30 protein-coding genes and 1 tRNA gene are annotated in these 23,706 nt (G+C 73.3%); 20 read left to right on the top strand and 11 right to left on the bottom strand.

Features of this window, described 5'->3' with window-relative positions:
- The first annotated feature begins 12 nt into the window (after nt 1-12).
- The 10 genes from QQK26_RS08765 (at nt 13) to QQK26_RS08720 (ending at nt 10,281) form a co-directional block, all read left to right on the top strand.
- Nucleotides 13-978 (top strand): AAA family ATPase, encoded by a 966-nt coding sequence (locus QQK26_RS08765; RefSeq protein ID WP_284231863.1) that lies wholly within the window; start codon nt 13-15, stop codon nt 976-978.
- Nucleotides 975-2,348, top strand: a complete 1,374-nt coding sequence (locus QQK26_RS08760) for a DUF58 domain-containing protein (protein WP_284231862.1) — start codon at nt 975-977, stop codon at nt 2,346-2,348. Before QQK26_RS08765 ends, QQK26_RS08760 begins: the two co-directional genes overlap by 4 nt.
- A gap of 11 nt (nt 2,349-2,359) precedes the next feature.
- The gene (locus QQK26_RS08755; protein WP_284231861.1) at nt 2,360-4,834 is read left to right on the top strand and encodes a transglutaminase-like domain-containing protein; all 2,475 of its coding nucleotides are present in this window, start codon (nt 2,360-2,362) and stop codon (nt 4,832-4,834) included.
- A complete protein-coding gene (locus QQK26_RS08750; protein ID WP_284231860.1) occupies nt 4,831-6,123 on the top strand; it encodes a DUF5684 domain-containing protein in 1,293 nt (430 codons plus the stop codon). Before QQK26_RS08755 ends, QQK26_RS08750 begins: the two co-directional genes overlap by 4 nt.
- Nucleotides 6,124-6,125: 2 nt before the next feature.
- Nucleotides 6,126-6,968: a PP2C family protein-serine/threonine phosphatase gene (locus tag QQK26_RS08745; protein WP_284231859.1), complete on the top strand. Its 843-nt coding sequence runs from the start codon at nt 6,126-6,128 to the stop codon at nt 6,966-6,968.
- Complete coding sequence (locus QQK26_RS08740; RefSeq protein ID WP_284231858.1) at nt 6,965-7,570, top strand: hypothetical protein; 606 nt, start codon at nt 6,965-6,967, stop codon at nt 7,568-7,570. The genes QQK26_RS08745 and QQK26_RS08740 overlap by 4 nt, the downstream gene beginning before the upstream one ends.
- Before the next feature lie 67 nt (nt 7,571-7,637).
- On the top strand, nt 7,638-8,162 hold the full coding sequence (locus QQK26_RS08735) for a MarR family winged helix-turn-helix transcriptional regulator (RefSeq protein WP_284231857.1): 525 nt from the start codon (nt 7,638-7,640) through the stop codon (nt 8,160-8,162).
- Between the two features lie 132 nt (nt 8,163-8,294).
- A complete protein-coding gene (locus tag QQK26_RS08730; RefSeq protein WP_284231856.1) occupies nt 8,295-9,323 on the top strand; it encodes a serine/threonine-protein kinase in 1,029 nt (342 codons plus the stop codon).
- A gap of 310 nt (nt 9,324-9,633) precedes the next feature.
- A complete protein-coding gene (locus tag QQK26_RS08725; RefSeq protein WP_284231855.1) occupies nt 9,634-10,131 on the top strand; it encodes an HNH endonuclease in 498 nt (165 codons plus the stop codon).
- A gap of 75 nt (nt 10,132-10,206) precedes the next feature.
- A tRNA-Arg gene (locus tag QQK26_RS08720) sits at nt 10,207-10,281 on the top strand.
- A 4-nt stretch (nt 10,282-10,285) separates the two neighbouring features.
- On the opposite strand, the gene QQK26_RS08715 is transcribed toward QQK26_RS08720, so the two are convergent.
- From QQK26_RS08715 to QQK26_RS08705, 3 genes are read right to left on the bottom strand one after another with little or no spacing between them, the layout of a single operon-like run.
- Nucleotides 10,286-11,302 carry a YdcF family protein gene (locus tag QQK26_RS08715; RefSeq protein WP_284231854.1) on the bottom strand — a complete coding sequence of 339 codons (1,017 nt, stop codon included), beginning with the start codon at nt 11,300-11,302 and terminating at the stop codon, nt 10,286-10,288.
- Between the two features lie 32 nt (nt 11,303-11,334).
- Complete coding sequence (locus QQK26_RS08710) at nt 11,335-12,417, bottom strand: Gfo/Idh/MocA family protein (RefSeq protein WP_284231853.1); 1,083 nt, start codon at nt 12,415-12,417, stop codon at nt 11,335-11,337.
- Nucleotides 12,414-13,346, bottom strand: a complete 933-nt coding sequence (locus QQK26_RS08705; protein WP_284231852.1) for an aldo/keto reductase — start codon at nt 13,344-13,346, stop codon at nt 12,414-12,416. Before QQK26_RS08705 ends, QQK26_RS08710 begins: the two co-directional genes overlap by 4 nt.
- A 78-nt stretch (nt 13,347-13,424) precedes the next feature.
- On the opposite strand from QQK26_RS08705, the gene moaC reads away from it, so the two are divergent.
- Entirely contained in the window at nt 13,425-13,907 is a 483-nt protein-coding gene (gene moaC, locus QQK26_RS08700; RefSeq protein ID WP_284231851.1) for a cyclic pyranopterin monophosphate synthase MoaC, read from the top strand.
- A 365-nt stretch (nt 13,908-14,272) separates the two neighbouring features.
- On the opposite strand, the gene QQK26_RS08695 is transcribed toward moaC, so the two are convergent.
- Entirely contained in the window at nt 14,273-14,524 is a 252-nt protein-coding gene (locus tag QQK26_RS08695; RefSeq protein WP_284231850.1) for a hypothetical protein, read from the bottom strand.
- A gap of 365 nt (nt 14,525-14,889) precedes the next feature.
- On the opposite strand from QQK26_RS08695, the gene QQK26_RS08690 reads away from it, so the two are divergent.
- A complete protein-coding gene (locus tag QQK26_RS08690) occupies nt 14,890-15,366 on the top strand; it encodes a hypothetical protein (RefSeq protein ID WP_284231849.1) in 477 nt (158 codons plus the stop codon).
- Between the two features lie 20 nt (nt 15,367-15,386).
- Nucleotides 15,387-15,629 (top strand): PspC domain-containing protein, encoded by a 243-nt coding sequence (locus tag QQK26_RS08685; protein ID WP_284231848.1) that lies wholly within the window; start codon nt 15,387-15,389, stop codon nt 15,627-15,629.
- An 83-nt stretch (nt 15,630-15,712) separates the two neighbouring features.
- Here QQK26_RS08685 and QQK26_RS08680 read toward each other — a convergent pair whose 3' ends face one another.
- The 5 genes from QQK26_RS08680 to QQK26_RS08660 form a co-directional block, all read right to left on the bottom strand.
- Nucleotides 15,713-16,264: a hypothetical protein gene (locus tag QQK26_RS08680; protein ID WP_284231847.1), complete on the bottom strand. Its 552-nt coding sequence runs from the start codon at nt 16,262-16,264 to the stop codon at nt 15,713-15,715.
- Entirely contained in the window at nt 16,261-16,824 is a 564-nt protein-coding gene (locus tag QQK26_RS08675; protein WP_284231846.1) for an Asp23/Gls24 family envelope stress response protein, read from the bottom strand. Before QQK26_RS08675 ends, QQK26_RS08680 begins: the two co-directional genes overlap by 4 nt.
- The gene (locus QQK26_RS08670; RefSeq protein ID WP_284231845.1) at nt 16,821-17,072 is read right to left on the bottom strand and encodes a hypothetical protein; all 252 of its coding nucleotides are present in this window, start codon (nt 17,070-17,072) and stop codon (nt 16,821-16,823) included. Before QQK26_RS08670 ends, QQK26_RS08675 begins: the two co-directional genes overlap by 4 nt.
- 68 nt (nt 17,073-17,140) lie before the next feature.
- Nucleotides 17,141-17,347 (bottom strand): DUF2273 domain-containing protein, encoded by a 207-nt coding sequence (locus tag QQK26_RS08665; RefSeq protein WP_348520003.1) that lies wholly within the window; start codon nt 17,345-17,347, stop codon nt 17,141-17,143.
- Entirely contained in the window at nt 17,344-17,760 is a 417-nt protein-coding gene (locus QQK26_RS08660) for an Asp23/Gls24 family envelope stress response protein (protein WP_284231844.1), read from the bottom strand. Before QQK26_RS08660 ends, QQK26_RS08665 begins: the two co-directional genes overlap by 4 nt.
- Nucleotides 17,761-17,891: 131 nt before the next feature.
- Between QQK26_RS08660 and QQK26_RS08655 the strand changes: the two genes are divergently transcribed.
- The 7 genes from QQK26_RS08655 (at nt 17,892) to QQK26_RS08625 (ending at nt 21,556) form a co-directional block, all read left to right on the top strand.
- The gene (locus QQK26_RS08655) at nt 17,892-18,437 is read left to right on the top strand and encodes an RNA polymerase sigma factor (protein ID WP_284231843.1); all 546 of its coding nucleotides are present in this window, start codon (nt 17,892-17,894) and stop codon (nt 18,435-18,437) included.
- A gap of 127 nt (nt 18,438-18,564) precedes the next feature.
- On the top strand, nt 18,565-18,942 hold the full coding sequence (locus QQK26_RS08650) for a hypothetical protein (RefSeq protein ID WP_284231842.1): 378 nt from the start codon (nt 18,565-18,567) through the stop codon (nt 18,940-18,942).
- A gap of 34 nt (nt 18,943-18,976) precedes the next feature.
- On the top strand, nt 18,977-19,264 hold the full coding sequence (locus tag QQK26_RS08645; protein ID WP_284231841.1) for a hypothetical protein: 288 nt from the start codon (nt 18,977-18,979) through the stop codon (nt 19,262-19,264).
- Nucleotides 19,265-19,332: 68 nt separating this feature from the next.
- Entirely contained in the window at nt 19,333-19,554 is a 222-nt protein-coding gene (locus QQK26_RS08640) for a three-helix bundle dimerization domain-containing protein (RefSeq protein WP_284231840.1), read from the top strand.
- A 9-nt stretch (nt 19,555-19,563) separates the two neighbouring features.
- A complete protein-coding gene (locus QQK26_RS08635; protein WP_284231839.1) occupies nt 19,564-20,406 on the top strand; it encodes a class I SAM-dependent methyltransferase in 843 nt (280 codons plus the stop codon).
- Nucleotides 20,403-20,762: a hypothetical protein gene (locus QQK26_RS08630; protein WP_284231838.1), complete on the top strand. Its 360-nt coding sequence runs from the start codon at nt 20,403-20,405 to the stop codon at nt 20,760-20,762. The genes QQK26_RS08635 and QQK26_RS08630 overlap by 4 nt, the downstream gene beginning before the upstream one ends.
- 113 nt (nt 20,763-20,875) lie before the next feature.
- Entirely contained in the window at nt 20,876-21,556 is a 681-nt protein-coding gene (locus tag QQK26_RS08625) for a DedA family protein (RefSeq protein WP_284231837.1), read from the top strand.
- Between the two features lie 196 nt (nt 21,557-21,752).
- On the opposite strand, the gene QQK26_RS08620 is transcribed toward QQK26_RS08625, so the two are convergent.
- Nucleotides 21,753-22,241, bottom strand: coding sequence for a hypothetical protein (locus QQK26_RS08620; RefSeq protein WP_284231836.1), 489 nt, complete (start codon nt 22,239-22,241; stop codon nt 21,753-21,755).
- A 123-nt stretch (nt 22,242-22,364) separates the two neighbouring features.
- Nucleotides 22,365-23,423, bottom strand: coding sequence for a magnesium and cobalt transport protein CorA (locus QQK26_RS08615; protein ID WP_284231835.1), 1,059 nt, complete (start codon nt 23,421-23,423; stop codon nt 22,365-22,367).
- Nucleotides 23,424-23,706: the final 283 nt, after the last annotated feature.

The raw sequence follows: 23,706 nt of genomic DNA, 5'->3' as shown, positions 1-23,706 counted from the left end.
AGGACACCCCGCATGACGATCGCCCAGGAGCAGGCCACCTGGTTCGCCGAGACCTTCTCGCTGCTCGCCGACAACATCGGCCAGAACATCCTCGGCAAGCGCAAGGTGATCGAGCTCGTGCTCGCCACCGCCATCAGCGAGGGCCACGTGCTGCTCGAGGACTACCCGGGCACCGGCAAGACCGCGCTCGCCCGCTCGCTGGCGCAGACCGTCGACGGCACGAACTCGCGCGTGCAGTTCACGCCCGACCTGCTGCCTGGCGACGTCACCGGCATCACCGTGTACGACCAGAGGAACGGCGAGTTCGAGTTCCACGCGGGCCCGATCTTCGCCAACATCGTGCTCGCCGACGAGATCAACCGGGCCTCGCCCAAGACGCAGTCGGCGCTGCTCGAGGTGATGGAGGAGGGCAACGTCACGGTCGACGGCGTCACCCGACCCGTCGGCACGCCGTTCATGGTCATCGCGACCCAGAACCCCGTCGAGCAGGCCGGCACCTACCGCCTGCCCGAGGCGCAGCTCGACCGCTTCATGATCAAGACCTCCATCGGCTACCCGGACGACGCGGCCACCATGCGCATCCTGCAGGGCACGGCGCAGCCGAAGGCGCAGCTGCAGGCCATCATCACGCCGCAGACGATCGTGCAGATGGCCGAGCTGGCCCGCGGCGTCTACGTCAACCCGCTCGTGCACGACTACGTCATGCGCCTCGTCGGCGCCACCCGGCGCGCGACCGAGGTGAAGCTGGGCGTCAGCGTGCGCGGCGCCATCGCGCTCAGCCGCATCGTGATGACGTGGGCCGCGTCGCAGGGACGCACCTACGCGACCCCCGACGACGTGCGCGAGCTGGCGATCCCGGCGCTCGCGCACCGCATCATCCTCGAGCCCGAGGCCGAGTTCGACGGCGTCACCGCCGAGGCGGTCATCGGCAAGGTGCTGCTCGACGTCGCCCCGCCCGCGGAGAACGGCGCGGCGTGAACGGCGACACCGACTCCAGGACCCACCGCACCGCGACGAGCACCCGCACGCACACGCGTGCGGCGACCGTCACGCGGTACACCACCAGCCGCAGCGGCGTGGTGGGCAGCGGTGTGGCCTGGAGCCGGCGTGCGGCCCGGCGCAGCGCCCGCGTGGCGCGGCGCACCGGCCGCTTCCTGCGCGAGACGGTCATGCCCGCGGGCTGGCTGCTCGCCGCCCTGCTGGTCGCGGGCGTCGTGCTCGGGGCCACCCTGGGCTGGGTCGAGGCCTGGGCGGTCGCGGTCGTCGCGGCGCTGCTGCTGCTCGCGAGCGCGCCCTTCCTCGTCGGCGGCCACGACTACGGCGTGAGCCTGCACCTCGAGCGCGACCGCGTCGTCGCCGGCACGGATGTGGGCGGATGGATCGACATCGTCAACCGCGCCCGCCGCGTGGCCCTGCCGGGCATCGTCGACGTGCCGGTCGGCGAGGGCCTGGTCGAGGCGCACGTGCCGCTGCTGCGCGCGGGCGGGCAGCACCGCGAACCGCTCGCGATCGCGGCTCGACGCCGCGGGGTCATCACGGTCGGGCCCTTGACGATCGGCCGCGGCGACCCCGTCGGCTTCCTGCGCCGGGAGATCACCTGGCCGGAGGAGCACCAGATCTTCGTGCATCCGGTGACCGTGCCGGTGCCCTCCACCAGCCAGGGCCTCATCCGCGACCTCGAGGGGCAGCCGACCAGCGACATCGTCGATGCCGACCTGTCGTTCCACGCCATCCGCGACTACGCCGCCGGCGACTCGCAGCGGCACATTCACTGGAAGTCGACCGCCAAGACCGGGCAGCTCATGGTGCGCCAGTACGAGGAGTCGCGCCGCTCGCGCATCGCCGTGCTGCTCGGGCTGCGGCACGACGACGAGCACGCGAGCGAGGACGAGTTCGAGATGGCCGTCAGCGCCGCCGCCAGCCTCGCCGCGCAGGGCGTGCGCGACGGGCGCGACGTGCTCGTGTCGATGAGCGCGGAGATCTCCGAGTACGAGAAGGACTCGGTCAAGGCCATCCGCACGCTGCCCACCATCAGCGCCAAGGGGCTGCTCGACGCGATGAGCGGCGTGCAGGGTTCCTCGACGGCCATGGCGCTCGGCGACGTCGCCAAGCTGACCGTGCAGACCTACCCCGAGCTCTCCATCGCCCTGGTCGTCACCGGCTCGCTGCTGCCCCTGCCGCGCCTGCGCGCGATCGCCGTCGCCTTCCCGCCCGACGTCGCCGTCGTCGCCGTGCGCTGCGAGCCGGGCGCGGAGCCCACTCTGCGCACCACGCCCGAGCTCAGCGTGCTCACCGTCGGCGCGCTGCACGACCTCACCCGCATGCTCGCCCGGGGCGCCGGACGATGAGGCGCGATGCCGTGCGCCTCGACTCCACCGCCTGGTGGGGTCTGGCCTACGTCGTGGTCGCCGTCGCGCTGGCTACGGCGAGCGCGTGGCCGATCTACGGCGACCAGCGCGTGCTGCTCCTCGGCACCGCGGCCGCCGTGCTCGGCCCGGGCATCGTCGTCGCGGGCCGATACCTCGGCTGGCGCTGGTGGCAGACGAGCATCGTCGCCGTCGCGCTCTACCTGCTCGGCGCCGTCGGCCTCGCGGTGCCGAGCGCGCTGACCGGGCCGCTCGCCGCCCTCGGGGGCGCCGGCGACGCCGTCGTCGGACTCGTCGTCGGCTGGAAGCAGCTCCTCACCCTCGAGCTGCCGCTCGGCGACTACCAGGCCGTGCTCGTGCCGTTCTTCGCGGTGGTCTACGCGGGGGCGCTGATCGCGGCGGCGCTCATCGTGCGCGGCGGTCGGCTCGCGGCGCTCGCCGCGCCCATCGCGGTGCTCATGGTCGCCTTCGGGCCCGTCTTCGGGGCGAGCGCCACCAGCGAGCCCCTGGTGCTGGGCGGCCTCGTCCTCCCCGCGCCCCGCGAGCTCGGCATCGGCCTCGGGCTGCTGCTCGCCTCGGTCGTGTGGCTCGTCGGCCGAGGGCGCCTCGACCGAGCGCGCGCACTGCGCCTCGCACGGGCGCGCACCGGTGCCGTCCAGCAGCGCCGCGAGTCCCTCGCCGCCGCGGCGCGCCGCAACGTGCTCGGCGGGGCGATCCTGGCGGTCGCCCTCCTGGCGGGCCTGCTCGTCGCACCCGCCGCATCCGGTCTGAGCGATCGCTCGGCCTGGCGCGACCGGGTCGATCCGAGCCTCGTCGTGCAGCGCCAGGCTAGCCCGCTGGCGAAGTACCGCTCATGGTTCACCGCCGGGGCGGTCGACGAGGCGCTGTTCACGGTCACCGGCGACACCGGCGCGGTCGAGCGCCTGCGCCTCGCCACCCTCGACGCCTACGACGGGCACGAGTTCCACGTCGCCGACGACACGGCCGCCGGGCGGTTCAGCCGGCTGCCGACCAACGGCCGGATCGACGGCTCGGATGCAGAGCTCGAGATCACGATCGGGGAGCGCTACGACGGCGTCTGGACCCCGGTGCCGGAGGGCCTGCGCTCCTCACCGAGCTTCGCGGGCGAGCGCGCCGAGCGGTTGGCCGACTCCTTCTACGTGAGCGACGACCGCGCCACCGCGGTGACCGCGACGGACGCATCCGGCGACGGGCTCGCGGCCGGCGACCGCTACCGCGTCTGGGCTCCCGCCGGCGCGGGCGACGAGGAGCTGACGGGCACCGGCGGCGAGTCGCTCATCGACCCGGAGCTGCATCCCGCGCTCGCCTCGTGGGTCGAGCAGCAGCAGGTCGGCCGCACCGCGGCCGACGTCCGGGAGCTGGTCGGCCGGCTCGTCGAACGCGGCTACCTCAGCCACGCCGTCAGCGAGGATGCGCAGTCCGCCGCCTGGATCGCCCGCCTGGACGAGCAGGCCGGTTACGCCTTCGAGTCGAGCTACTCCGGCCACTCCACCGCCCGCACCGAGGAGCTCTTCGCGAGCCTGGAGGAGCAGCAGCAGCGCGCGGGCGACGACCCGTCGCCGGAGACGCTGGTCGCGGCGCCCGGCGACGACGAGCAGTTCGCCACCGCCGCAGCCCTGGTGGCGCGCTACCTCGGTTTCGAGTCGCGCGTGGTCGTCGGCGTGCGCCTCGGCGACGACGCGCCCGCCGGCGTGCCCGCCTGCGACGAGGTCTGCACGGGCGGCAACGTCACGGCCTGGGCCGAGGCGCGCTCGGCCGACGGCACCTGGGTCGCGCTCGCGGCGACGCCGCAGTTCGCGATGCCGCCGTCGGTCATCGCCGAGGGCGAGGAGCTGCCGCAGAACCCGACCGTGCCGCAGCAGGAGTCGAGCGATCCGATCGACCCGCCCGAGGCGCTCAGCGAGGACGCCGACTCGGCACCGTTGACCGACGAGCAGGAGGAGCAGGCCCGCCTCGCGCAGGCGCTCATGGCGCTGCGGCTGGTGGCCCTCATCCTGGCCGTCGTCGTCCTCGTGCTGCTGCCGGTGATCGTGCTGGCGGCCGGCAAGCTGCTGCGCCGCCGCGGCCGCCGTGCCGCCGCGTCGCCCGAGGTCGCCATCGTCGGCGCCTGGGAGGAGCTCATCGACACGTACACGGATGCGCGCATCGCCGTGCCGTGGGACGGCACGCGGCTGCAGATCGCCCGCGAGCTGGGTCGTCCGCGCGCGACGCAGCTGGCGCAGGCCGTCGACGTCGCCGTGTTCGGCGAGCACCCGCCCGGCCCCGAGCAGGCGCACGCCGCGTGGGCGCTACTCGACGCCGAGCGCGCCGACGTGCTCGGCCGGGGCGGCGCGCGCGCGGTGCTGCGGCACGCGCTCAGCCCGGCATCGTTCCTGCGCAGGCTCGATTCCGGCACCGGATCCACGGCAGGATGGCCTACGGCCCGTCGAAAGGAAGCAGTCTCGTGACCAACGGATACAGCAGTCCCGGAGCCGATCCGGCCGCGGTCCTCGCGATCGTCGTCGCCGTCTACGGCGCCGCCTTCCTCGTGGGCATCGCGGCCTACGTGCTCTTCGCCATCGGCTTCGCGAAGATCCTCCGCAAGCTCGGCGAACCGGCCTGGAAGGGGTGGGTGCCGTACGTCAACACCGCCACGATCATCCAGCTCGGCGGCAACCCGTGGTGGTGGCTGTTCGTGCCGTTCGCGAACCTGTACTTCGCGATCATCGGCCTGCACCGCATCACCGAGCGTTTCGGCCGCGGCGCCGGCACGACCGTGCTCGGCGTGCTGCTGCCGTACGTGTGGGCGCTGATGCTCGGCGCGAAGGGCGCGCAGCCCGTCGGCGGCCGAGCCTCCGCGACGCTCGACGACCAGGGCGGCCGCTTCGCCCCCGGCGTCGTCGCTCCCGGCGCCGTACCTCCGCCCGTGGTCGGGGGCTACGGCAGCACCGCGCCGCCGCCGCCGCCCGCGCCGGGGCAGGGACCCGGCGCCGGCTTCGGCCAGCCCTCGGCCGTGCCGGGCGCCGCGGGCAGCACGCCCCCGCCTCCGCCGGCACCCGGTGCGCGCTCCTTCGACGCTCCGCCGCCCCCGGCCCAGGGCTCGCCGTTCGGGGCCCCGCCGGCTCCTCCCGCGGCGGTGCCGTCCGCGCCCTCGTCGTCGACGCCGCCCCCGCCTCCCGCCGCCGCGAACCCGTTCGCGCCGCCGGCGCCCGCTGCGCAGAGCGGCCTCATCGCTCCGCCGCCCGGCATCGCGCCGATCCCGGGCGTCGCCGCCCCCGCGGCACCGCCCGCGCCGCCGGCCGCCGCGCCCGCCTGGTCGGCCGCTCCCGTGCCGCCGCCGGCTCCGGCCGCCCCCGCACACGCCGCGGCCCCGGTCGACGACGGTGACGACGACGAGGTCGGCGCCACCATCGTGGTCGACCGCAAGCCCCGGTCCCAGTGGCACCTGGTGCTGGCCGACGGCGGCGTGCTGCCCGTCATCGACGACATCGTCGTGCTCGGACGCAAGCCGCTCGAGGGGTCCGGAGCGCAGAGCCTGCCGGTGCCCGACACCACGCGCACGCTCTCGAAGACGCACGCGAAGCTCGAGCTGCTGCAGGGCCGCTGGATCGTCACCGACCTCAACTCGACCAACGGCGTCATCGTCGTCCGGGCCGACGGCACCGAGGAACTGCTCGACGAGGGTGGCTCGGCCGAGGTGCTCGAGCGCTTCGTGCTCGGCGAGGTCGAGCTGCGACTGGTGAAGGCGGGCGCCTGAGCATGACGGCGGTCGGCACGGTGCGGCTCGCCGTCGGTGCGCTCACGGACACCGGCGTGCAGCGCACGAACAACGAGGACGCCTTCCTCGCGGAGTCGCCCGTGTTCATCGTCGCCGATGGCATGGGCGGCTACGAGGCCGGCGAGGTCGCCAGCGCGGCGGTCGTCGACGCGTTCCGCCGCCACGCGAGCGGACCCGTGATGCCCTCGCTGCAGCAGGTGCGCGATGCCGTGATCGCGGCCAATGCCGACGTCGCCGCGATCGCCGCGGGTCACGCGCGCGGCGCCGGCAGCACGCTCACCGGCATCGTGCTGGTCGAGCACGACGGCGCACCGCACTGGCTGGTCCTCAACATCGGCGACTCGCGCGTCTACCGCCATCACGGCAGCGACCTCGATCAGGTGACGGTCGACCACTCCCTCGGGCAGGAGCTCATCGAGCAGGGGGCGCTGCGCAGGGAGGACCTGCCCACCTTCGCGCAGCGCAACGTCATCACCCGAGCCATCGGGGCCGCCGACAGCACCGCCGACTCGTGGCTGCTGCCGGTCATCAACGGCGAGCGGATGCTGGTCTGCAGCGATGGCCTCACCGGCGAGGTCGCCGACGAGGGCATCCGCATGACCCTGACGATGAGCGGACGTCCCGAGTCGGCCGCGCAGGCGCTCGTCGAGCGTGCGAAGGCGAACGGCGGCCGCGACAACATCACCGTCGTCATCGTCGACGTGCTCGAAGGCGGCGCCGTCCTGTCGAGCGACGAGACCACGAACTCGCTGCTGCGCTCCGCGCCGTTGGACGGCCACGACACCGAGCTCGTGGACGACACCATCCCGGTGCGGGTGCGATGAGCGAGCGCCGCCGTGCCCGGGAGGCCTCCGAGCGGATGGATCAGGACGACGGCCTGGACGACCGCACCATCGCCGTCGACCGGTCGGACCCGTCGACGATGGATGAGACCGAGCTCGTGCAGCGCCAGCCGCGGCCCGAGATCGACGAGGCCACGGCGGCGGTGATCCGGCCCGGTGCGCATCCGCTCGTCGACGACGACACCGTCGTCGCCGAGCGCGGCGGCTGGCTGCCGGAGGGCACCGTGCGGGTCGGCGGCCCCTCTCCGTCGCAGGCCTTCTCAGGCCCGTTGGGGGCCGGGATCGGTGCGGCGCCGACTCCGGTCGACCGCTTCGCCCCGCCGGTCGCCGGTCGCCGGGCCGTGCTCGGCGGCGGAGCCGGATCGACCTCGCGCTACACGACGCGCCGGGTGGTCGCTCCGGCCCCACGTGCCGAGGCCGTCCCCCAGGCCGCCGACGCCACCCGCGATCGCGATGCCGTGCTGCCCTCGGTGCGCAGGCGCGCCCGCCGCGGCGCGGCGGTCTCGCTCGTCTCAGCCGGCGTGGCGACGATCGTCACGATCGCCGGTCTCGTGGTGGTGATCCCGCTGCTGCTCGCCGGGTGACCCGTTCGCAGCGTCATCGCAGGGAATCGTTAGCCCGTCTAGCGACAAGGCGGGTTAGGCTGTTGCGATGACCAGCCAGAGCGAAGCCGCGGTGCGCGCAGGCAGCTACTGGTACGGAGAAGAGGACCGCACGCGTCGGGCGATCTCCGTCCTCAACGCCATGCGCCGCTACCGTTCGGCCGAAGCCGCCATGCGCCGCCGCACCCGCAGCGCCATGGGCATGGGCGAGACCGACCTGCTGGCCGTGCAGTTCCTCCTCCAGGCTCGTCGCGCGGGTCGGCAGATCAGCCCGAAGGACCTCGCCGCCGAGCTCGGCATCTCGTCGGCCTCCACCACCATCCTCATCGACCGTCTCGTCAAGAGCGGCCACGTCGAGCGGGAGCCGCACCCCACGGATCGCCGCGCGCTGGTCATCGTTCCGACGCTGACCTCGGACGAGGAGGTGCGCGCGACGCTGGGCCGCATGCACGGCCGGATGCTCGAGATCGCGGAATCGCTGCCGCCGGAGGAAGCGGCCGTCATCGCGCAGTTCCTTGACCGCATGAGCGATGCCGTGGACGACGCCGAGACCGACGACGCGGCCGGTCACTAGCCCGTCGAGAGCGGGGCAAGCGGGCCCGGGTCATCCTCTGCGCGCATCCGCTGTACGTGATTCGTTAGATCGCCTAGTATTTCGAGCATCCTGCGTGTTCAGTCGCAGGCAGCGATCTCCTGGAGGCGGGCGATGACCGACACGCTGCATCCGCTCGCCGAGCCAAACCCGAACAGCACGATCGCCGAGCGCTACACGCTGCGGGACCACCTCGGCAGCGGCGGCATGGCCGACGTGTTCAGCGCCTGGGACGAGCGCCTCGGCCGCGAGGTCGCGGTCAAGCTCTACCGCAGCGCCGCGTCCGCGGAGTCGGCGCAGGAGATCGAGCAGGCCGATCGCGAGCTGCGTCTGCTCGCCGAGCTGCGCCACCCCGGCCTCATCGAGGTGTTCGACGCCGGCACCGTGCGCGTCGAGGGCGTCGAGCGCGACTACCTCGTGATGGAGCTCGTCGACACCCCGAGCTTCCGCGGCGTGCTCACCGAGAGCGCCGGCATCGCGGCCCGGCAGGTGGCCGAGATCGGCTGCCAGGTGGCGGATGCGCTCGCCTACGTGCACTCGCGCGGCATCGTGCACCGCGACGTCACCCCCGGGAACATCCTGGTGGCGGAGACCCCGGCCTTCGGGTTCCGCAACCTCGTCAAGCTCGCCGATTTCGGCATCGCCCGTTCGGTGCACACGATGCACCGCGAGGACGACGGCCCGGTCTTCGGCACCGCCGCCTACCTCAGCCCCGAGCAGGTGCTCGGCGAACCCGTCGGCACCGCGAGCGACGTCTACTCGCTGGGCCTCGTGCTGATCGAGGCGTTGAGCGGCGAGCGTCAGTACTCGGGCACGCCCGTGGAGGCTGCGCTCGCGCGGTTGCATCGCCCGCCGACGGTCCCGGACGGCCTGCCCGAGGGGTGGGCCGAGATGCTCGAGTCGATGACCGCTCGGGAGGCGGGACTGCGCCCGACCTCCCACGACGTCGCGGTCACCCTGCGCGAGCTCTGGCTGCGCGACGCCTCCCACTCCCGGCACGCCGGCAGGGCCGGAGCGCGGCGCTCGGCGGAGCGGCAGCCGAACGACCTCGGCGGGCGCATCGCCGCCCTCGTGCTCCTGGGTCTCGCGGTCGCCAGCCTCGGCGTCGCGTTCGCGCTCTCCAGCGGTCCGCTCGGGAGTTAACGAGAACGTCACCTCCGGGCTCGCCCCGCCCCTGGGCGTGCGCACGGTTCCGGGTTATCCTGGCGTCCTCAGCGTCCATCGCGAGAACGGGAGTTCCCATGTCCGGAGTGAACCGCATCCATGCCATGGATGCGCGTGCGCTCTTCCGGATACGGAACAGCAGTGAGCCGTGCGTGCCGTGTCACGCGCGGGATCGGTAAGGCATCGTCGAGTCATCGACGGTGCCTTTTCTGTTCGCTGCACGAGTTCGGGCGATGGCCTGGGGAGTCGTGGTCCCGGAAGCCGTCCGGGCACTGGCGAGAGGACGCGGATGCGCACCCTGGTATTGAACGCCGGCTACGAGCCCCTGGCCGTGGTCTCCTACAAACGAGCCCTCATCCTCGTGATGAACCACAAGGCCGTCGTGCTGGAACGGGACGGGGACCATCCCGTCTTCGGAACGCACGGCGCCTTCGACCGTCCCTCGGTCATCCTGCTCAGCCGTTACGTGCGCATCGCGAGCGGCAAGGCCGTGCCGGTGAGCCGTCGGGGCGTGCTGCGCCGCGACGAGCACCGCTGCGGCTACTGCGGCGGGCACGCGACGACGATCGACCACATCCAGCCCCGCTCGCGCGGCGGCAAGGACACGTGGGAGAACCTCGTGGCCTGCTGCCTCAAGTGCAACAACCTCAAGAGCGACCGCAACCCGGCCGAGATGGGCTGGCGCCTGCGGTTCACGCCGGCGCAGCCCCGCGGCGGCACCTGGACGGTGCGCGGCGCCGAGCGCGTCGAGCCCGATTGGGGCGAGTACCTGGCGCCGGCGGCGTAGCCCGCCGCCCCTGCGGGCGGGCTCATCCGACTGTCACCGACGTTCCGGCGCAGTGCACCTAGACTGGTCCGGTCAGCCTCTGTAGCTCAATGGAAGAGCAGTTCCGTCCTAAGGAAAGGGTTGGGGGTTCGAGTCCCTCCAGGGGCACCATCCGTCAGAGCGCCCCGACCGCCTCCGCCACCACGATCGCCGCGGCGATCAGCACCAGCGGGGCCAGCGCGATCACGGTCACCCAGCGGTTCTCGACGAGCAGCGCGATGAACTCGCGCAGGAACGCACTGGGCACGTAGTAGCGGGCGGTGCGCGCGCCGATCACCTGGGCGTCGACGCCGAGCTTGCGCGCCAGCGACGCGGTGCGCAGCACGTGGTAGTCGCTGGTGACGAGCAGCAGCGGGTCGGTGCGGCCGGTCTCGCGCAGCAGCTCGACGGAGCGCTCGATGTTCTCGCGGGTGGTGGTCGAGCGGTCCTCGATCAGCACGTCGTCGCTCGGCACGCCCTGCCCGATCAGGTGCTCGGCCATCGCCGAGGCCTCCGAGCGCGCCTCATCCGAGCCTCGTCCGCCGGAGGGCACGAGCAGCGGATGGCGGCCGCGCGCGCGTCCGGCGCGGTAGGCGGCGAGCGCGCGTTCGACTCGGCCGCGCAGCAGCGGGGTGAGGGTGCCGTCCTCGCGAAGGCCGGAACCGTGCACGACGATCGCGGCGGGGTCCAGGCGGTGGCGCATCCGTCCGTAGACGACCGAGTAGACGGCGAACGAGATGAAGGCGAGGCTCGCGTAGAGCGACGCGAGCGCGATCAGGGCGGCGATCGCCAGGCCCGCGGTGCCGAACGAGACGGCGATGAGGATGGCGGCGACCGGCAGCGCGAAGACCAGCAGGCCCGCGACGAGCGAGAGCTGGTTGCCGAGGCTGCGACCCTCGCGGCGCAGCATCGTCACGCCGTTGCCGATGAGCAGCCCGCCGAAGACGAGCACGCTCACGGGCAGCGAGACCGCCAGCACGAGGAGGGCGACGGAGGCGATCGGGCTGACCTCCGCGGCCAGGGTCAGCGCGCCGAGCGCGCCGGTGCCGATGGCTCCCGTGAGCAGCACGCCGTTGCGCAGCATGCGCGGGTCGCGGCGGCGCAGCACCGCGTACGCGAGCAGCAGGGCGGCGGCGAGGCAGAGCAGGAGCACGGGGACGACGCTATCCGGCGTCGCCCCTGAGATCAGCCCGCCCAGGCCTCCTCCGCCACCGTCTCGCGCCCGCCGCCCTCCAGCGCTCGCCGCATCGCCAGCGTGATCGCGTGGTCCTGGCTGGCCTCGGCGAGCGGATACGGGGCGTCGCCGCCGCCCTGCGCCCAGGCGCCGGTCGCAAGCAGCAGGTCGGCGAGCGCGAGCTCCTCGTCCGAGAGCCGCGTGCCCGGGAAGGCATTGCGCCAGAGCACCTCGCCGTCGAGCGAGAGGTGCTCGGTGGCGTAGCCGTCGAGGTCGAGGTCGTAGCCGAGCTGGCGGCGCATGATCGTGGACTCGAGGATCGTGCGCGGGCCGGCGAGGCGGATCACGGCGTCGTCGGCGATCTCGCCCCGGCTGCCGCGCACCAGGATGCGGCGGTGGCGCAGCTGGTTGTGCCACTGGTTGCTCGTGAAGTCGTAGAGGCCCGAGCGCCCGCCGCCGAAATCGAGCGTGGCCAGCTGGGTCGTGGCCGGCCGCTCCGTATCGTCGTCGGTCCAGGCGTCGCGCACGAGCGGATCGACGAGCGGCGCGTCGAACGCATCCGCTCGCACCGTGACGGGGGCGAAGCCGGCGCCGAGCAGGCCGCGCATCAGCGCGAAGGCGTGGTAGTCGTGCGTCGAGGAGACGTGCACCGAGGTGGGCCGGCCGATGAGCCCGGCGTCGACGATGGCCTTGCGGGCGGCGTGCCCGGGGTAGCGGGGGTACTGCTCGGCGACCTGCACGAGTCCGCTCGGCCCGACCTCGCGCCACAGCGCGCGCAGGCCCTCGAGGTCGGCGGCCGGCGGCGTCTCGCTGAGCACCGGCACGTCGGCCGCGACGAGCTCGGCGATGACGCCGGGCGCGGCCTCGCGCGGCACGCTCACGATCACGAAGTCGGGGCGCTCGCCCCGCAGCAGCTCGGCGACCGAGCGGTGCACCGGCGCATCGTGCTCGACCGCGGCCCGCTCGGCCGAGCCGTCGCTGCGGGCCACGACCCCGGCGAGCTGCAGCCGCTCGGGCAGCGCCCGCGCCACGGCGTGGAAGAAGCCCGTGCGCCAGCCGGTGCCGACGACGGCGAAGCGGTACGGCGCGCTCACGAGGCGTCGAGCCAGGCGGAGGCCGGCGGCAGCAGGGCGTCGGCGCGCGCGAACAGCTCCTCGGGCAGCGGGCGACGAGCGGATGCGATGGTCGTCGCGATCCGCTCGGGCTTGCTCAGGCCGACCACGGTCGAGGTCACCCGGGGGTCGCGGAGGGACGCCTGCAGGGCGACGGTCGCGAGGTCGGTGCCGTACTCGTCGGCGAGGTCGGCCAGTGCGGCGACCGCGCCGAGCACCGCCTCGTTCGCCGGGCGGTAGCCGTAGTCGGTGATGCCCGAGCGCGGCGCCGCGAGGATGCCGGCGCCGAAGATGGCGGCGTTGAACACGGTCATACCCCGATCGATCGCGTCGTCGACGACCCGGTCGGCGCTGCGGTCGACGAGCGTGAGCCGGTTGTGCACCAGCAGCGCGTCGAAGACGCCGAGGCCGACGTAGCGCTCCATGACCCGCGAGTCGCCGCCGGCGACGCCGATCGAGCCGACGACGCCCTGCTCGCGCAGCTCGACGAGCGCGTCCACCGCGCCGCCCGGCTGGGTGATCTCGTCCCACGCGAACTGCTCCGGGTCGTGCAGGTGCACCAGCGGCAGGTGGTCGAGGCGCAGTCGATCGAGGCTCTCGCGCACCGAGGCGCGCACGCGCTCGCCCGAGTAGTCGCGGCCGGACGCGTCGGTCTTCGTGATGATGAGCGCATCCGCCGGCAGCCCGCCCGCGGCGGCCACCGCCGCGCCGAGCACCGGCTCGCTGCGGCTGTCGGAGTAGCCGTTCGACGTGTCGATGGTGCGGATGTCGCTGGCGAGCGCGGTCGCGATCAGCTCGGTCGCCGTCGCCGGCTCGAGTCCGCCGAGCGGGGAGGTGCCCAGGGTCACGGCGCTGACGGATCGTCCTGTCGCGCCCAGTGGCCGCATCCAGTCGTCGGGAGCGTGCGTCATCGGCGGTCCTCTCATCGGTGAGGCCTCCAGCCTGTCGAGGCCGGCGACGTCGGCGCAAGGGGTGCGACCATGGAGCGCATGAGCTTCACGCACCTCGACGCCTCCGGGCACGCCCGCATGGTCGACGTCACCGCCAAGCAGCCGACCGTGCGCAGCGCGACGGCGCGCGGTTTCGTGCGCTGCAGCGCCGAGATCGTCGCGGCGCTGCGCGACGGCACCGCGCCGAAGGGCGACGTGCTCGCGGTGGCGCGCATCGCGGGCATCCAGGCGGCGAAGGCCACGCCGACCCTGCTGCCGCTCGCGCACGTGATCGGCGTGCATCGTGCATCCGTCGACCTCGAGATCCTCGACGACGGGGTGGCCGTCGAGGCGACGGTCGGCACGGCCGACCGCACGGGTGTGGAGATGGAGGCGCTGACCAGCGTCTCGGTCGCCGCGCTCGCCATCGTCGACATGGTGAAGGGCATGGACAAGTCGGTCGTCATCGAGGACGTGCGCATCGTCGCGAAGTCGGGCGGCCGCTCCGGCGACTGGGTGCGGCCGGGGAGTAGGCGGCGGTAACGCCCCCGGCTCCCCAGCCCGGTGGCGCCTCCGGTCGTTCGCGATGGACCGGGTGACGGATCGGGCCACCTGGAGGCGCGGTTCTGCGCGAGCAGCGCGGCTGCCTCAGCCGGTGAAGCCGCGGCGTTCGTACCAGTGGGCGAGGCGCTCGCCGAGGGTGCCGCCGCCGCGCCGCCTCCGCCGCCTCGCCAACCGGCGACTCAGCAGCTTGGCGACAAGTCGGTGCCGTTCGTGGTGCTGAGTCGTCGCGACGGTGCTGAGTCGCGCACCGCCGCGCGCCGTCGAGCTCGTGCCGACGCGTCGCGACGGTGCTGAGTCGTCGCCGCGCTGCTGAGTCGTGCGCCGCCGGGGCCGCGCCGACGCGTTCACTCGGGCTCGCGCATCGCATCCTCGTCCGGCGCGGGGCCGGGCCGCGCCGCCACGAGCAGCGCGGTGCCCGCGAGCAGCAGCGCGGGAGCGGCGAGCAGCAGCGCGGGAGCGGCGAGCAGCAGCACGGGCCAGTCGTCGAGCAGCGGCAACCGCTCCTGCAGCCACCAGCGGCCGCCGTAGAGCCCAAGGCCCGCGACGATCATCGCGATGCCGCACGCGGTGCCCGTCCACCGTCGGCGTCTCGTCATGCCGCTCCTCGTCATGCTGCTCCCGGCATCCGCTCCTCGCATCCGCTCCTCGCATCCGCTCCTCGTCCTCCCATGCTGACGAAGCGAGCGGATGCGCGGAAGCGACGAAGGTATCGACCTCGGGAGGCGGTCCGGTCGAGCGCGGACCGGGGGCGCATCCGCTCGGGTAGCGTCGCAGGATGCCCCCTGCGCACGACGACCGCCCATAGGATGAGCGGCTGCTCGGGCTGCAGCGTGCCGCTTACCGACGCGAGGCGAGCGACGAGGACCGTGCGGCGCTGGCCGACTACGAGCGAGCGCATCCGGCGTCGACGCCCACCGTCCCGGTCGCAGCGGCGCGGCGCCGGCCGATCCCCTGGGCCGTCGTGTCGGCACTCGTGCTCGGCGCCGCGATCGGCGCGGCGTGCGTCGCCTGGGCTGGCGGGTTGCTCCGAGGGGATGCGTTCGATCGGTTCACCGCACCCATCGCCGACGCGCGCTCGGTGACGGAGTCGGCCGCGCTGCTGGCCACGATGACTACGGCTCCCGGTTCGATCCATGTCGGCGGCGACGCGGTGGTCGCCACCCTGCTGGCGGGCCCCGTTCCGCTGCACTCCTCGCACGGGGTCGATCTCCATGCCGCGCTCGCCGTGTCGGCCGCGGGGGACCAGCTGGTCTGCCTGGTCGAGATGCGCGGCGATGCCGGGGTGACCCCGATCTGCGTGACGCGCTCGCAGTTCGAGGACGAGGGCGTCTCCCATCCCTTCGCCCGCGACGATGAGCGCAACGCCATCCTCGAGATCGTCTGGCGTGCGGACGACTCCGTCACCATCCGCGAGGCGGACCTCAGCACGATCGGATGAAGGCTCGCTAGCGTGCCGGCATGAGCCTCTTCGATTCCATCCGCAAGGCCGGCTACCGCCGCGGACCCCAGCGCGTCTTCGGCGGCATCGCCGGAGGGCTCGCCAGCCGCTTCGGCTGGAATGTCTGGCTGGTGCGCCTGCTGATCCTCGTCTCGTTCCTGTTGCCGGTGCTCGGCTGGGTCGCCTACGTCGTCGTCTGGGTGGTCACGCCCTGGCAGGACGGCTCGATCCCGGTCGAGCGCCTGTTCGGCCGCCGGCGCTGAACCGCCGAGGGCACTGAACGGCCGCCGGCGCTGAGCCGCCGAGGGCGCGTCCGCGGTTCCGCGGACGCGCCCTCGCGGCGTGCTCAGTGGGTGCGGCGTTCGTGGGCGAGGCGTGAGCGGAGCCCGGTGGTGATGTGGGCGACCAGTGGCAGCGGCGTGCCGAGTTGCTGGTCGGTGGTGGTGACGGCGTTCCGGACGCGGTGGTGGATGTCGGCGAGGTCGGCGCCGCGGGTGACCTGGATCTCGGCCAGCAGGACGCGGTCCTTGGGGCGGAACGCGCGCAGGCGCACGTGGGCGATCTCGGTCGCGTCGTCGAGGTGGCGGCGCAGCATCCCTTCGACGAGGTTCGCGTCGATGCTGATGCCGTCGCGCTCGAGCGCGGTGCCGTCGGCGCCGCGGCCCCGGGTCGTGGTCCACGCGAGCGCGATGATCACAGCGAGGGCTGCGAGGGCGATGATGCCTCCCTGCAGCCACGGCGCCGGCGCCTCGGTGAGACCGAGGGTCGGTGTGACGAGGCCTGCGGGTTCGAGCAGCTGGTCGATCTCGGGTCGCAGCAGCAGGGCCGCGCCGGCCAGGGCGATCAGGCCCAGCAGGATGAGCGCGAGTCGGTTGAGGGCGCGGTTGCTGGTGGTCATCGCCCGATCACCCCCGCGGTCTCGATGCGCACCGTCTGCCGCATCGGCGGTGTCGGGGCGAGGCGCTCCAGCTCGCGCTGGGCGGCGGCCGCGACCTCGTCTCGGTCGATGTCGAACCCCGAGGTCGGGCGCACGGTCACCTCGGCGCTGCGCGAACCGACGGAGGTGCTGACCCGGTCGCGCGGCACAGCGGCCGCGGTCGCGGCGGCGCGGGAGAGCGCACCGGCGAGGACCTCGTCATCGACGATCACGAGCATCCGCTCGTCCGCCAACTCATGCCGCGACAGGCGCCCCGGCGCGAACGCCAGGACGAGCAGGATGACCGCGGCGAGGATCGCTGCGCCGGCGACGGCGTAGCGGACCGCCTCGGCGCCGGTGATCGTGCCCACGACGTCGAGCGGACGCTGCCACAGCGCTGGCGCACCGACGAGCTCGAGCACCGCTTCGACGGCGAGGTAGGCCAGCGGCAGCGCCGCGACCCACAGTCCGATCGACACCGCGACGGAGCGGGACCGGTGCCGCATGCGGTTGCCGAGTCGGCGTCGCGTGCGAGCGTTCATCGGACCCTCCTCGAAGCTTTGACGTCGTGCACCCCGGTGACGCGGATGCGCGCGGTCGTGATCTGCGCGCCGGTGAGGACCGGCCCGTCCGCGAGGACCCGCCGCTGCGCGGACTCGGCCGCATCGAGCACGGTCCTGCCCGGACGGATCGCGGCCGTCGCGGTGACGGTCACGGCCAGCCGGCCGGCGTCGTCGTGCAGCCGCACGCCGCTGCGGTGCGCGGGCGAGCCGAGCTCCTCGGCCGCCAACGCACCGAGCGTGCGCTCGATCGCCCGACTGCTCAACACGACCCGGCCCGCCGGCGACGCGCCGACCATCAACCGACCTTGCGTCCGCGCGCCGCACGGAACGCGGCACGCAGGTCCAGGCGGCCCGTCACCGCACCACCGACGACGGCACCGATGGCACCGAGGACGAGCACGAGGACGACGCCCCAGAATCCGTAGGCGAGGCCGGCGAGGGCCAGGACGACCCCCGCCGACGCGCCGATGACCACACCGTTCATGGACGCTGCGCCGTTCACTGGACTCGCGACTCCTCGGCCTCGTCCTTGTCGTCCTCGCCCGGGATGAACACGTCCGTGACGATGACGTTGACCTCGGCGACCTTCATCCCCACCAGCTCCGTGATCGCCCGCGAGACCGACTGACGCACCGCCTCGGCGACCTTCTGCAGCTCCTCCGGGTAGTCCACCACGATCGTCACATCAGCGGCGACCTCGGTCTCACCGACCTCGACCTTCACACCCTGCGACAGGTCCTTGTTCCCGATCGCCTCGCGGATGTTGCCGACCAGACGCGCCGCGCCCGCACCGAGCGCGTGCACACCCGGCACCTCACGGGCCGCGATGCCCGCCAGCTTCGACACCACACCGTCGGCGATCGTCGTCTTGCCGGAGCCGTTCGTACTGAGGTCGGGGGTGGTGGTCTGCGCCATGATGCTCATCTCCTTCTCGGGTCGGGCGGCCTGCTGCTGCCCTACTGTTGGGTTCGCTACTGGGACGGATGCGCGGCGCGATTCGTCACGGGGAGACCGCTGGCAGGAACCCGGATGGGAGGTGTGCGCGCATGAGCTCCATCGAGCAGGCCACGGACGGGCTCCTGGCCCGTCGCGCCGCGGATGGCGACGGTGTCGCGTTCGGCGTGCTGGTGCGCCGCCACGCGCCGTTCTGGCGGGCCTTCGCGACGCGGCTGCTGCGCTCCGCGGGCGATGCGGAGGACTGCGTGCAGGAGTCCCTGATCACGGCGTGGGAGCAGCTGCCGAAGCTGCAGGAGCCCGACAAGGTGCGCGCCTGGGTGACGACCATCGTCAGCCGGAAGGCGACGGACCGCATCCGCTCGCGCCGCTTCACCGATCCCATCGACGACCTCGAGGTGCCCGCGAAGGGCCTCGACCCGGAGCGCGCCGCCGTGCAGCGGTCGCAGCTGGACGCTCTCGGCGCCGTGCTCGCCGCCCTGCCCGAGGAGCAGCGCACCATCTGGCTGCTGCGCGAGGTGGCGGGTGAGTCGTACGACGACATCGCGGCGCACCTGGGGGTGCCCGTCGACACCGTGCGCGGGCGGCTCGCCCGTGCGCGCAGGACCGTGATCGACCGCATGAAGGACTGGAGGTGACCATGAACGACGACATCGGCGGATCGGGCTACAGCCTCGACGACCTCTCCGCGTACCTCGACCGAGGGCGGACACCCCCATCGCGGCGATCGACTGCAACCCGGAGTGCCAGGCGCTGCTCGACACCATGGCTCGATTCGCTGCGCTCTCGCAGCAGCTGGTCGACCGAGACGTCACCGAGCAGACGCCGACCCCCGGCTGGCTCGACGGCCTGCTCGACACGGTCGCGCAGGAGGTGCGGGCCGGCAGGGACCTGCCGTACGCCGAGGGGCTCGTGGTCACCGAGGGGGCCGTGCGCACGCTCGTGCGCGAGGCCGGGGACGGCGTGCCCGGCGCGCTCGTCGGCCGCACGCGCATCCGCGACCTCGACGGAGCCCCGCGCATCGAGATCGAGCTCAGCGTGCTCGGCGACCGGCCGCTCGTCGCCGTCGCCGACCGGGTGCGGGAGGTCGTCGCGGCGGCACTGCGTCGGCACACCCCCTCGCCTCGGCCACCATCGACGTGACCGTGGTCGACGTGCACGGCGAGGAGGCGGAGGGATGAGCGAGCGCGAACTGGCCCTCGCGGTGGACGCGACGGCGGCGGCGGTGCCCGGCGTGGCTCGCGTGTACCGCGCACCTGCCGGCATCGGCGGCGCAGCGCGACTGCTGCTGCAGCGCGACGACGAACCCCTCAGCGACGTGCGCGGCTCGCGGGCGACCGTGAGCATCGGGGTGCGCGGCGACGCCCCGGCGCAGGCGACGGCAGCCGCCGTCGCGGCGGCGGTGCAGGCCGTCGTCGGGCCCGACGTCGCCGTGCTGGTGCGGGTCGGGCGCATCGAGGGCTGACCACCGGGCACACCGCCCTCGCCGGTCATCATCAGCCGCCGTTCACGTGCCGAGCGAACCCTGGCCGCATGGAGCAGCAGAAGGACTACGACGAGCAGCAGGTCATCGAGCAGGTCGCGTCGCACCTGCAGGACAGGTTCCCGGACCGCGACCCCGGGCTGATCGACGAGGTCGCCGCCGACACCGTGCACGACTTCGCCGACGCGAAGGTCAAGGACTACGTCGGCCCGCTCGCCGAGCACCGCGCTCGCGACATCCTCAACCACGACGCGGAGGCGCAGCCCTCCTAGACTCGCGGCATGGGGGACGACGCCGCGGACATCGACTGGGAGGGCGCCCGCACGGTCAACCTCGCGAACTGGGAGGACCGCGTGCCGCTGCACGAGGAGTCCTACGGCATCGCCGCCTTCGACGATCCGCGTCACCTCAGCCCCGTGGTGCGCGCCGACCTCGTCGCGCTCGCGCCGTACCTGCCCTCGGTCGACGGTCTCGACGTCTGCCATCTGCAGTGCCACATCGGCACCGACACGGTGTCCCTCGCCCGCGCCGGCGCCCGCGTGACCGGCGTCGACTTCTCGCCCGGCGCGCTGCGCTCCGCCGCGGCACTCGCCGAGCGCCTCGGCGTCGAGGCGACCTGGGTCGAGACCGACGTGCTCGACGCCCGCGCCGCCGTCACTGGCGACTTCGACCTCGTCTACACGAGCATCGGCACCATCACCTGGCTGCCCGACCTCGACCGCTGGGCCGCGCAGGTCGCCGGCCTGCTCCGCGAGGGCGGCACGTTCCTCATCCGCGACGGCCACCCGGCGCTGTACGCCCTCGACGAGGCCGCCGACTCGCTGCGGCTGCGCTACCCCTACTTCTCCTCCGAGGCGCCCCAGGTCTGGGACGACGCCTCGACCTACAGCGGCGACGGCGTCGTGGCGCACACGCGCACCTACGAGTGGGCGCATCCGCTCTCCGACATCGTGAACGCGCTGATCGGCGCCGGGCTGCGCATCCTGCGCCTCGATGAGGGCCGCACCCTGCCCTGGCGCTTCTCACCGCGGATGGTGGAGGTGCCCGACGGCTTCGCCTGGCCCGATGGGGAGCGCGAGCTCGTGCCGTGCACGTACACGATCGTGGCGCGCAAGGACGGATGAGCCCCTGTCGCCGCGATGCGCGGGACGCGGCCGCGCAGGCTCGTCGTTTCATCGAGCGGAGCTTCGTGCTGACGGACGCGCTCCTCTCCGGCTACGAGCGTGAGGATCTGTACGGGGAGTCCGATCGCCTTAGCCGTCCGACATGGGAGTGGTTGATCGAGGCCGACGAGCTCGTCAGCGGGCTGCACTCGACGGCGCTGTGGGAGCCGTCGCGGCAGAGCGCCCGGCGTCGGGCCGACTTCGTGTCGGGCGTCGACGCGCTGATCGAGCGGAGGCCGCCGGACCTCGACGACCCGTTCCTGCTCGCGACGCTCGCCGAGCTCCGAGCGGTCGTCGTGGGGTTCTCCGCGATCTGACGGGACGACCTCCTCCGCACCCCGCCCCTCGGTTCCTCGGGTCGCACTGCCCCACCGTGCGCGGGCGGGCTGAGCCGGGCGTCCTCCCGGCCGCGGTCTGGCACTCTTGACGCATGACCCACCTCCTCCTCGCCGCCGCCCAGACCGAGGCCGGTGCCGGTTATGACGGCTTCATCGGCTGGGTGCTGCGGCTCATGGAGGTCTTCGGCGAGGTCGGCGTCGGCATGGCCGTGCTCATCGAGACCTTCGCCCCGCCGGTGCCCTCCGAGGCGCTGCTCCCGGTGGCCGGCTTCCTCGCCTACGAGGGGCGCATGAACTTCGTCGGCGCGTGGGTGGCCGCCTCGCTGGGAGCCCTCCTGGGCGCATGGCTCTGGTACTGGATCGGCGCGGCGCTCGGCCGCGACCGCACCCGCCGGCTGGTGGACCGCATCCCGCTCATGGACGGCACCGACTTCGACAAGGCGGAGGCGTTCTTCACCCGCTGGGGCGGTGCCGCCGTGTTCTTCGGGCGCTGCGTGCCGCTCGTGCGCTCCTTCATCTCGATCCCGGCCGGTATCGAGCGGATGCACTTCGGCAAATTCACCTTCTACACGCTCGCCGGCTCGCTCCTCTGGAACGGCATCTGGGTGGGCCTCGGCTTCGCCTTCGGACCGGCGATCAAGCCCATCCTCGAGGAGTGGAGCGGCATCATCTCCTACGCCGCGGTGGGCGTCATCGGCCTGCTCGTGCTGTGGTTCATCGTCGTGCGCGTGCGCAAGGTGCTGCGCGAGCGCCGTCTCGCCCAGGACAACTAGCGGACCCGAGCCCCGCGCCGAACTGGCGCTCAGGGGGGCGAGGGGGCAGCAGTTGCGCGCGCAGGGGCTCGGAGCAGCACCTACCGCCCCCTCGGCGGCTGCACGCGCGGCTGCCCGCGCGGCTGCCCGCGCGCCCCAGCCCGCGCGCCCGCGCCCCAGTGCCCCGAGCGCATCGCCCGGAACGTGACCGGGTGCATCATCCGCGGAGCTCCCGCAGGCAGGGCACGCCGCGCACCGGCACGGCGAGCAGGTCCCCGGGGCGCACGTCGGCCGGCAGCTCGACGGAGGCGCTGCGCTCGGCACCGCCGAGCACCGTGGCGGGGGCGTCGTGCGCGGTCGAGGCGCGACCGATGAGGCGCAGCTCGCCCCAGGCCGTGCCCGGGTGGTCGAGCCGGCCGTCGAGGAGCACGAGCGTGGCGCCCTCGGCCGAGTGCAGCACCTCGGTGATGCGGAGCACCACGGCGCTGGCGTCGAAGAGCGGCGACGGCCGCCCGCCCGTGCCCGGCGCCGCGCCGGCGGCGGAGTGCACGCAGGGCGTGCCGCACAGCTCGACGAGGCCGAGCAGCGAGACGCCGCACACGACGACGTCGGTCGTCGTGGCGCGGGTGCGCTCGGGCCAGCGGTTGCTGTCGAGCGGATCGGGGATGCTGCGGCGCAGCGTGGGCAGGATCGTCGTGAGGGTCACGGCACCCGGTCTACGCCGCGTGCACCGAGCGGATGCGCTCACTGACGGATCCCGAACGACGTGGTCCCCGTTCCTCGCGCCCTGCTCGCGCCACGCGCTCCCGAGCCCGCCCGCGACGCGCCGTCAGAGCCACCGCTTCCACTTGAAGACCACCCAGAGCCCGACGCCGAGGGCCACCATGCCCGCCAGTGCGATCGGGTAGCCCCACTCCGCGCCGAGCTCGGGCATGACCTCGAAGTTCATGCCGTAGACGCTGCTGACCAGGCTGGGCGCGAACAGGATCGCCGCCCATCCGGTGATCTTCTTCATCTCCTCGTTCTGCGCGATGCTCTGCTTCGACAGGCGCCTGGTCTCCTCGCTCTGCGCGAGGCTCGCCTCGGCCAGCCGTCGCATCCCCTCGTTCTGCTGCTGGGTCACGAGCGTGCTGTGCACGGTCAGCGAGCTCTCCAGGAGCACGCGGAACGCATCCGCCCGCTCCGCGATGCGCAGCACGTGGTCGAGCACGTCCCGGTACCGGTTCTGCAGCTCCTGGTGCGTGCCGTACTTGGCGGCGCCGCGCAGGAGCGCCTCGAGCATCGAGCGGAGGGGACTCGTCGCGCGCTGGAAGCCGATCACCTCGCTGAGCAGCTCGTAGATGCGTCGGGCGACGGCGTCGTCGCCGGCGAAGAGCTGGTCCTCGATCTCGTCGATGTCGTTCTCGAGGCCCGCGACGACGGGCGCGTACCCGTCGACGATCTCGTCGAGCACGGCGTAGAGCACGGCCTCGGGGCCGAGTCGGAGCAGCTCGGGGTGCGCCTCCATCCACCGACGGTTGCTGGCGAGCTCCGGCCGGGCGGCGTGGCGCACGGTCACGACGAAGCTCGGCCCGACGAAGAGGTGGATCTCGCCGAAGTGCACGGTCTCGGTCTCGTCGATGTACCAGGCCGGCCGCAGCACGACGAACAGGGTGTCGCCGTAACGCTCGAGCTTGGGGCGCTGGTGGCCCTTGCGGGCGTCCTCGATGGCGAGCGGATGCAGGTCGAACTCGGCGGCGACGGAGCTCAGCTCCTCCTCGCTCGGCTGGAACAGCCCGATCCAGGCCATGCCACCGTGCTCGTGGAGGCGCTCGTACGTCTCGTCGAGGCTCGCCGGGGTGTGCCGACGGCTGCCGTCGACGTAGATGCCGTTGTCGATGAGCGCCATGCGCTCTCCTGCCTGCTCGCGCGGTGCAGCGCGGATCGACGGTGATGATCAGGAGGCGCGGGCCGTGGATCGGGGACGGTCCTCGGTCGACGCCGGGCGATGGTCACCGGACATCCGCGTCGCACCGCCTCTCCTGATCCTGTCCGCCGCATACGCGACCGCGCCAGTGTAGCCAGCTCGCGGCTCCGCTCGGCGCGGGTCACCGCCCCTCGTCTGCGAGGCGTGAGGATGCGGGCCGGGCGCGTATGCGAACCGTGAGGACCGGGATCGCGCGCGTCCGGCG

Source organism: Arenivirga flava (assembly GCF_030161575.1).
In the GTDB taxonomy this organism is placed as follows: Bacteria; Actinomycetota; Actinomycetes; order Actinomycetales; family Microbacteriaceae; genus Arenivirga; species Arenivirga flava.
Note: the sequence above shows the minus strand (reverse complement) of the source record. Positions and strands in the feature narration are given on the sequence as shown.

Excerpts from the sequence above, each read along its gene's own strand:
- QQK26_RS08765 (WP_284231863.1), top strand. The coding sequence starts at position 13 with ATGACGATCGCCCAGGAGCAGGCCACCTGGTTCGCCGAGACCTTCTCG.
- QQK26_RS08745 (WP_284231859.1), top strand. The coding sequence starts at position 6,126 with ATGACGGCGGTCGGCACGGTGCGGCTCGCCGTCGGTGCGCTCACGGAC.
- QQK26_RS08740 (WP_284231858.1), top strand. The coding sequence starts at position 6,965 with ATGAGCGAGCGCCGCCGTGCCCGGGAGGCCTCCGAGCGGATGGATCAG.
- QQK26_RS08735 (WP_284231857.1), top strand. The coding sequence starts at position 7,638 with ATGACCAGCCAGAGCGAAGCCGCGGTGCGCGCAGGCAGCTACTGGTAC.
- QQK26_RS08730 (WP_284231856.1), top strand. The coding sequence starts at position 8,295 with ATGACCGACACGCTGCATCCGCTCGCCGAGCCAAACCCGAACAGCACG.
- QQK26_RS08725 (WP_284231855.1), top strand. The coding sequence starts at position 9,634 with ATGCGCACCCTGGTATTGAACGCCGGCTACGAGCCCCTGGCCGTGGTC.
- QQK26_RS08705 (WP_284231852.1), bottom strand. The coding sequence starts at position 13,346 with ATGACGCACGCTCCCGACGACTGGATGCGGCCACTGGGCGCGACAGGA.
- moaC (WP_284231851.1), top strand. The coding sequence starts at position 13,425 with ATGAGCTTCACGCACCTCGACGCCTCCGGGCACGCCCGCATGGTCGAC.
- QQK26_RS08695 (WP_284231850.1), bottom strand. The coding sequence starts at position 14,524 with ATGACGAGACGCCGACGGTGGACGGGCACCGCGTGCGGCATCGCGATG.
- QQK26_RS08685 (WP_284231848.1), top strand. The coding sequence starts at position 15,387 with ATGAGCCTCTTCGATTCCATCCGCAAGGCCGGCTACCGCCGCGGACCC.
- QQK26_RS08680 (WP_284231847.1), bottom strand. The coding sequence starts at position 16,264 with ATGACCACCAGCAACCGCGCCCTCAACCGACTCGCGCTCATCCTGCTG.
- QQK26_RS08675 (WP_284231846.1), bottom strand. The coding sequence starts at position 16,824 with ATGAACGCTCGCACGCGACGCCGACTCGGCAACCGCATGCGGCACCGG.
- QQK26_RS08660 (WP_284231844.1), bottom strand. The coding sequence starts at position 17,760 with ATGGCGCAGACCACCACCCCCGACCTCAGTACGAACGGCTCCGGCAAG.
- QQK26_RS08655 (WP_284231843.1), top strand. The coding sequence starts at position 17,892 with ATGAGCTCCATCGAGCAGGCCACGGACGGGCTCCTGGCCCGTCGCGCC.
- QQK26_RS08650 (WP_284231842.1), top strand. The coding sequence starts at position 18,565 with ATGGCTCGATTCGCTGCGCTCTCGCAGCAGCTGGTCGACCGAGACGTC.
- QQK26_RS08645 (WP_284231841.1), top strand. The coding sequence starts at position 18,977 with ATGAGCGAGCGCGAACTGGCCCTCGCGGTGGACGCGACGGCGGCGGCG.
- QQK26_RS08640 (WP_284231840.1), top strand. The coding sequence starts at position 19,333 with ATGGAGCAGCAGAAGGACTACGACGAGCAGCAGGTCATCGAGCAGGTC.
- QQK26_RS08635 (WP_284231839.1), top strand. The coding sequence starts at position 19,564 with ATGGGGGACGACGCCGCGGACATCGACTGGGAGGGCGCCCGCACGGTC.
- QQK26_RS08630 (WP_284231838.1), top strand. The coding sequence starts at position 20,403 with ATGAGCCCCTGTCGCCGCGATGCGCGGGACGCGGCCGCGCAGGCTCGT.
- QQK26_RS08625 (WP_284231837.1), top strand. The coding sequence starts at position 20,876 with ATGACCCACCTCCTCCTCGCCGCCGCCCAGACCGAGGCCGGTGCCGGT.
- QQK26_RS08615 (WP_284231835.1), bottom strand. The coding sequence starts at position 23,423 with ATGGCGCTCATCGACAACGGCATCTACGTCGACGGCAGCCGTCGGCAC.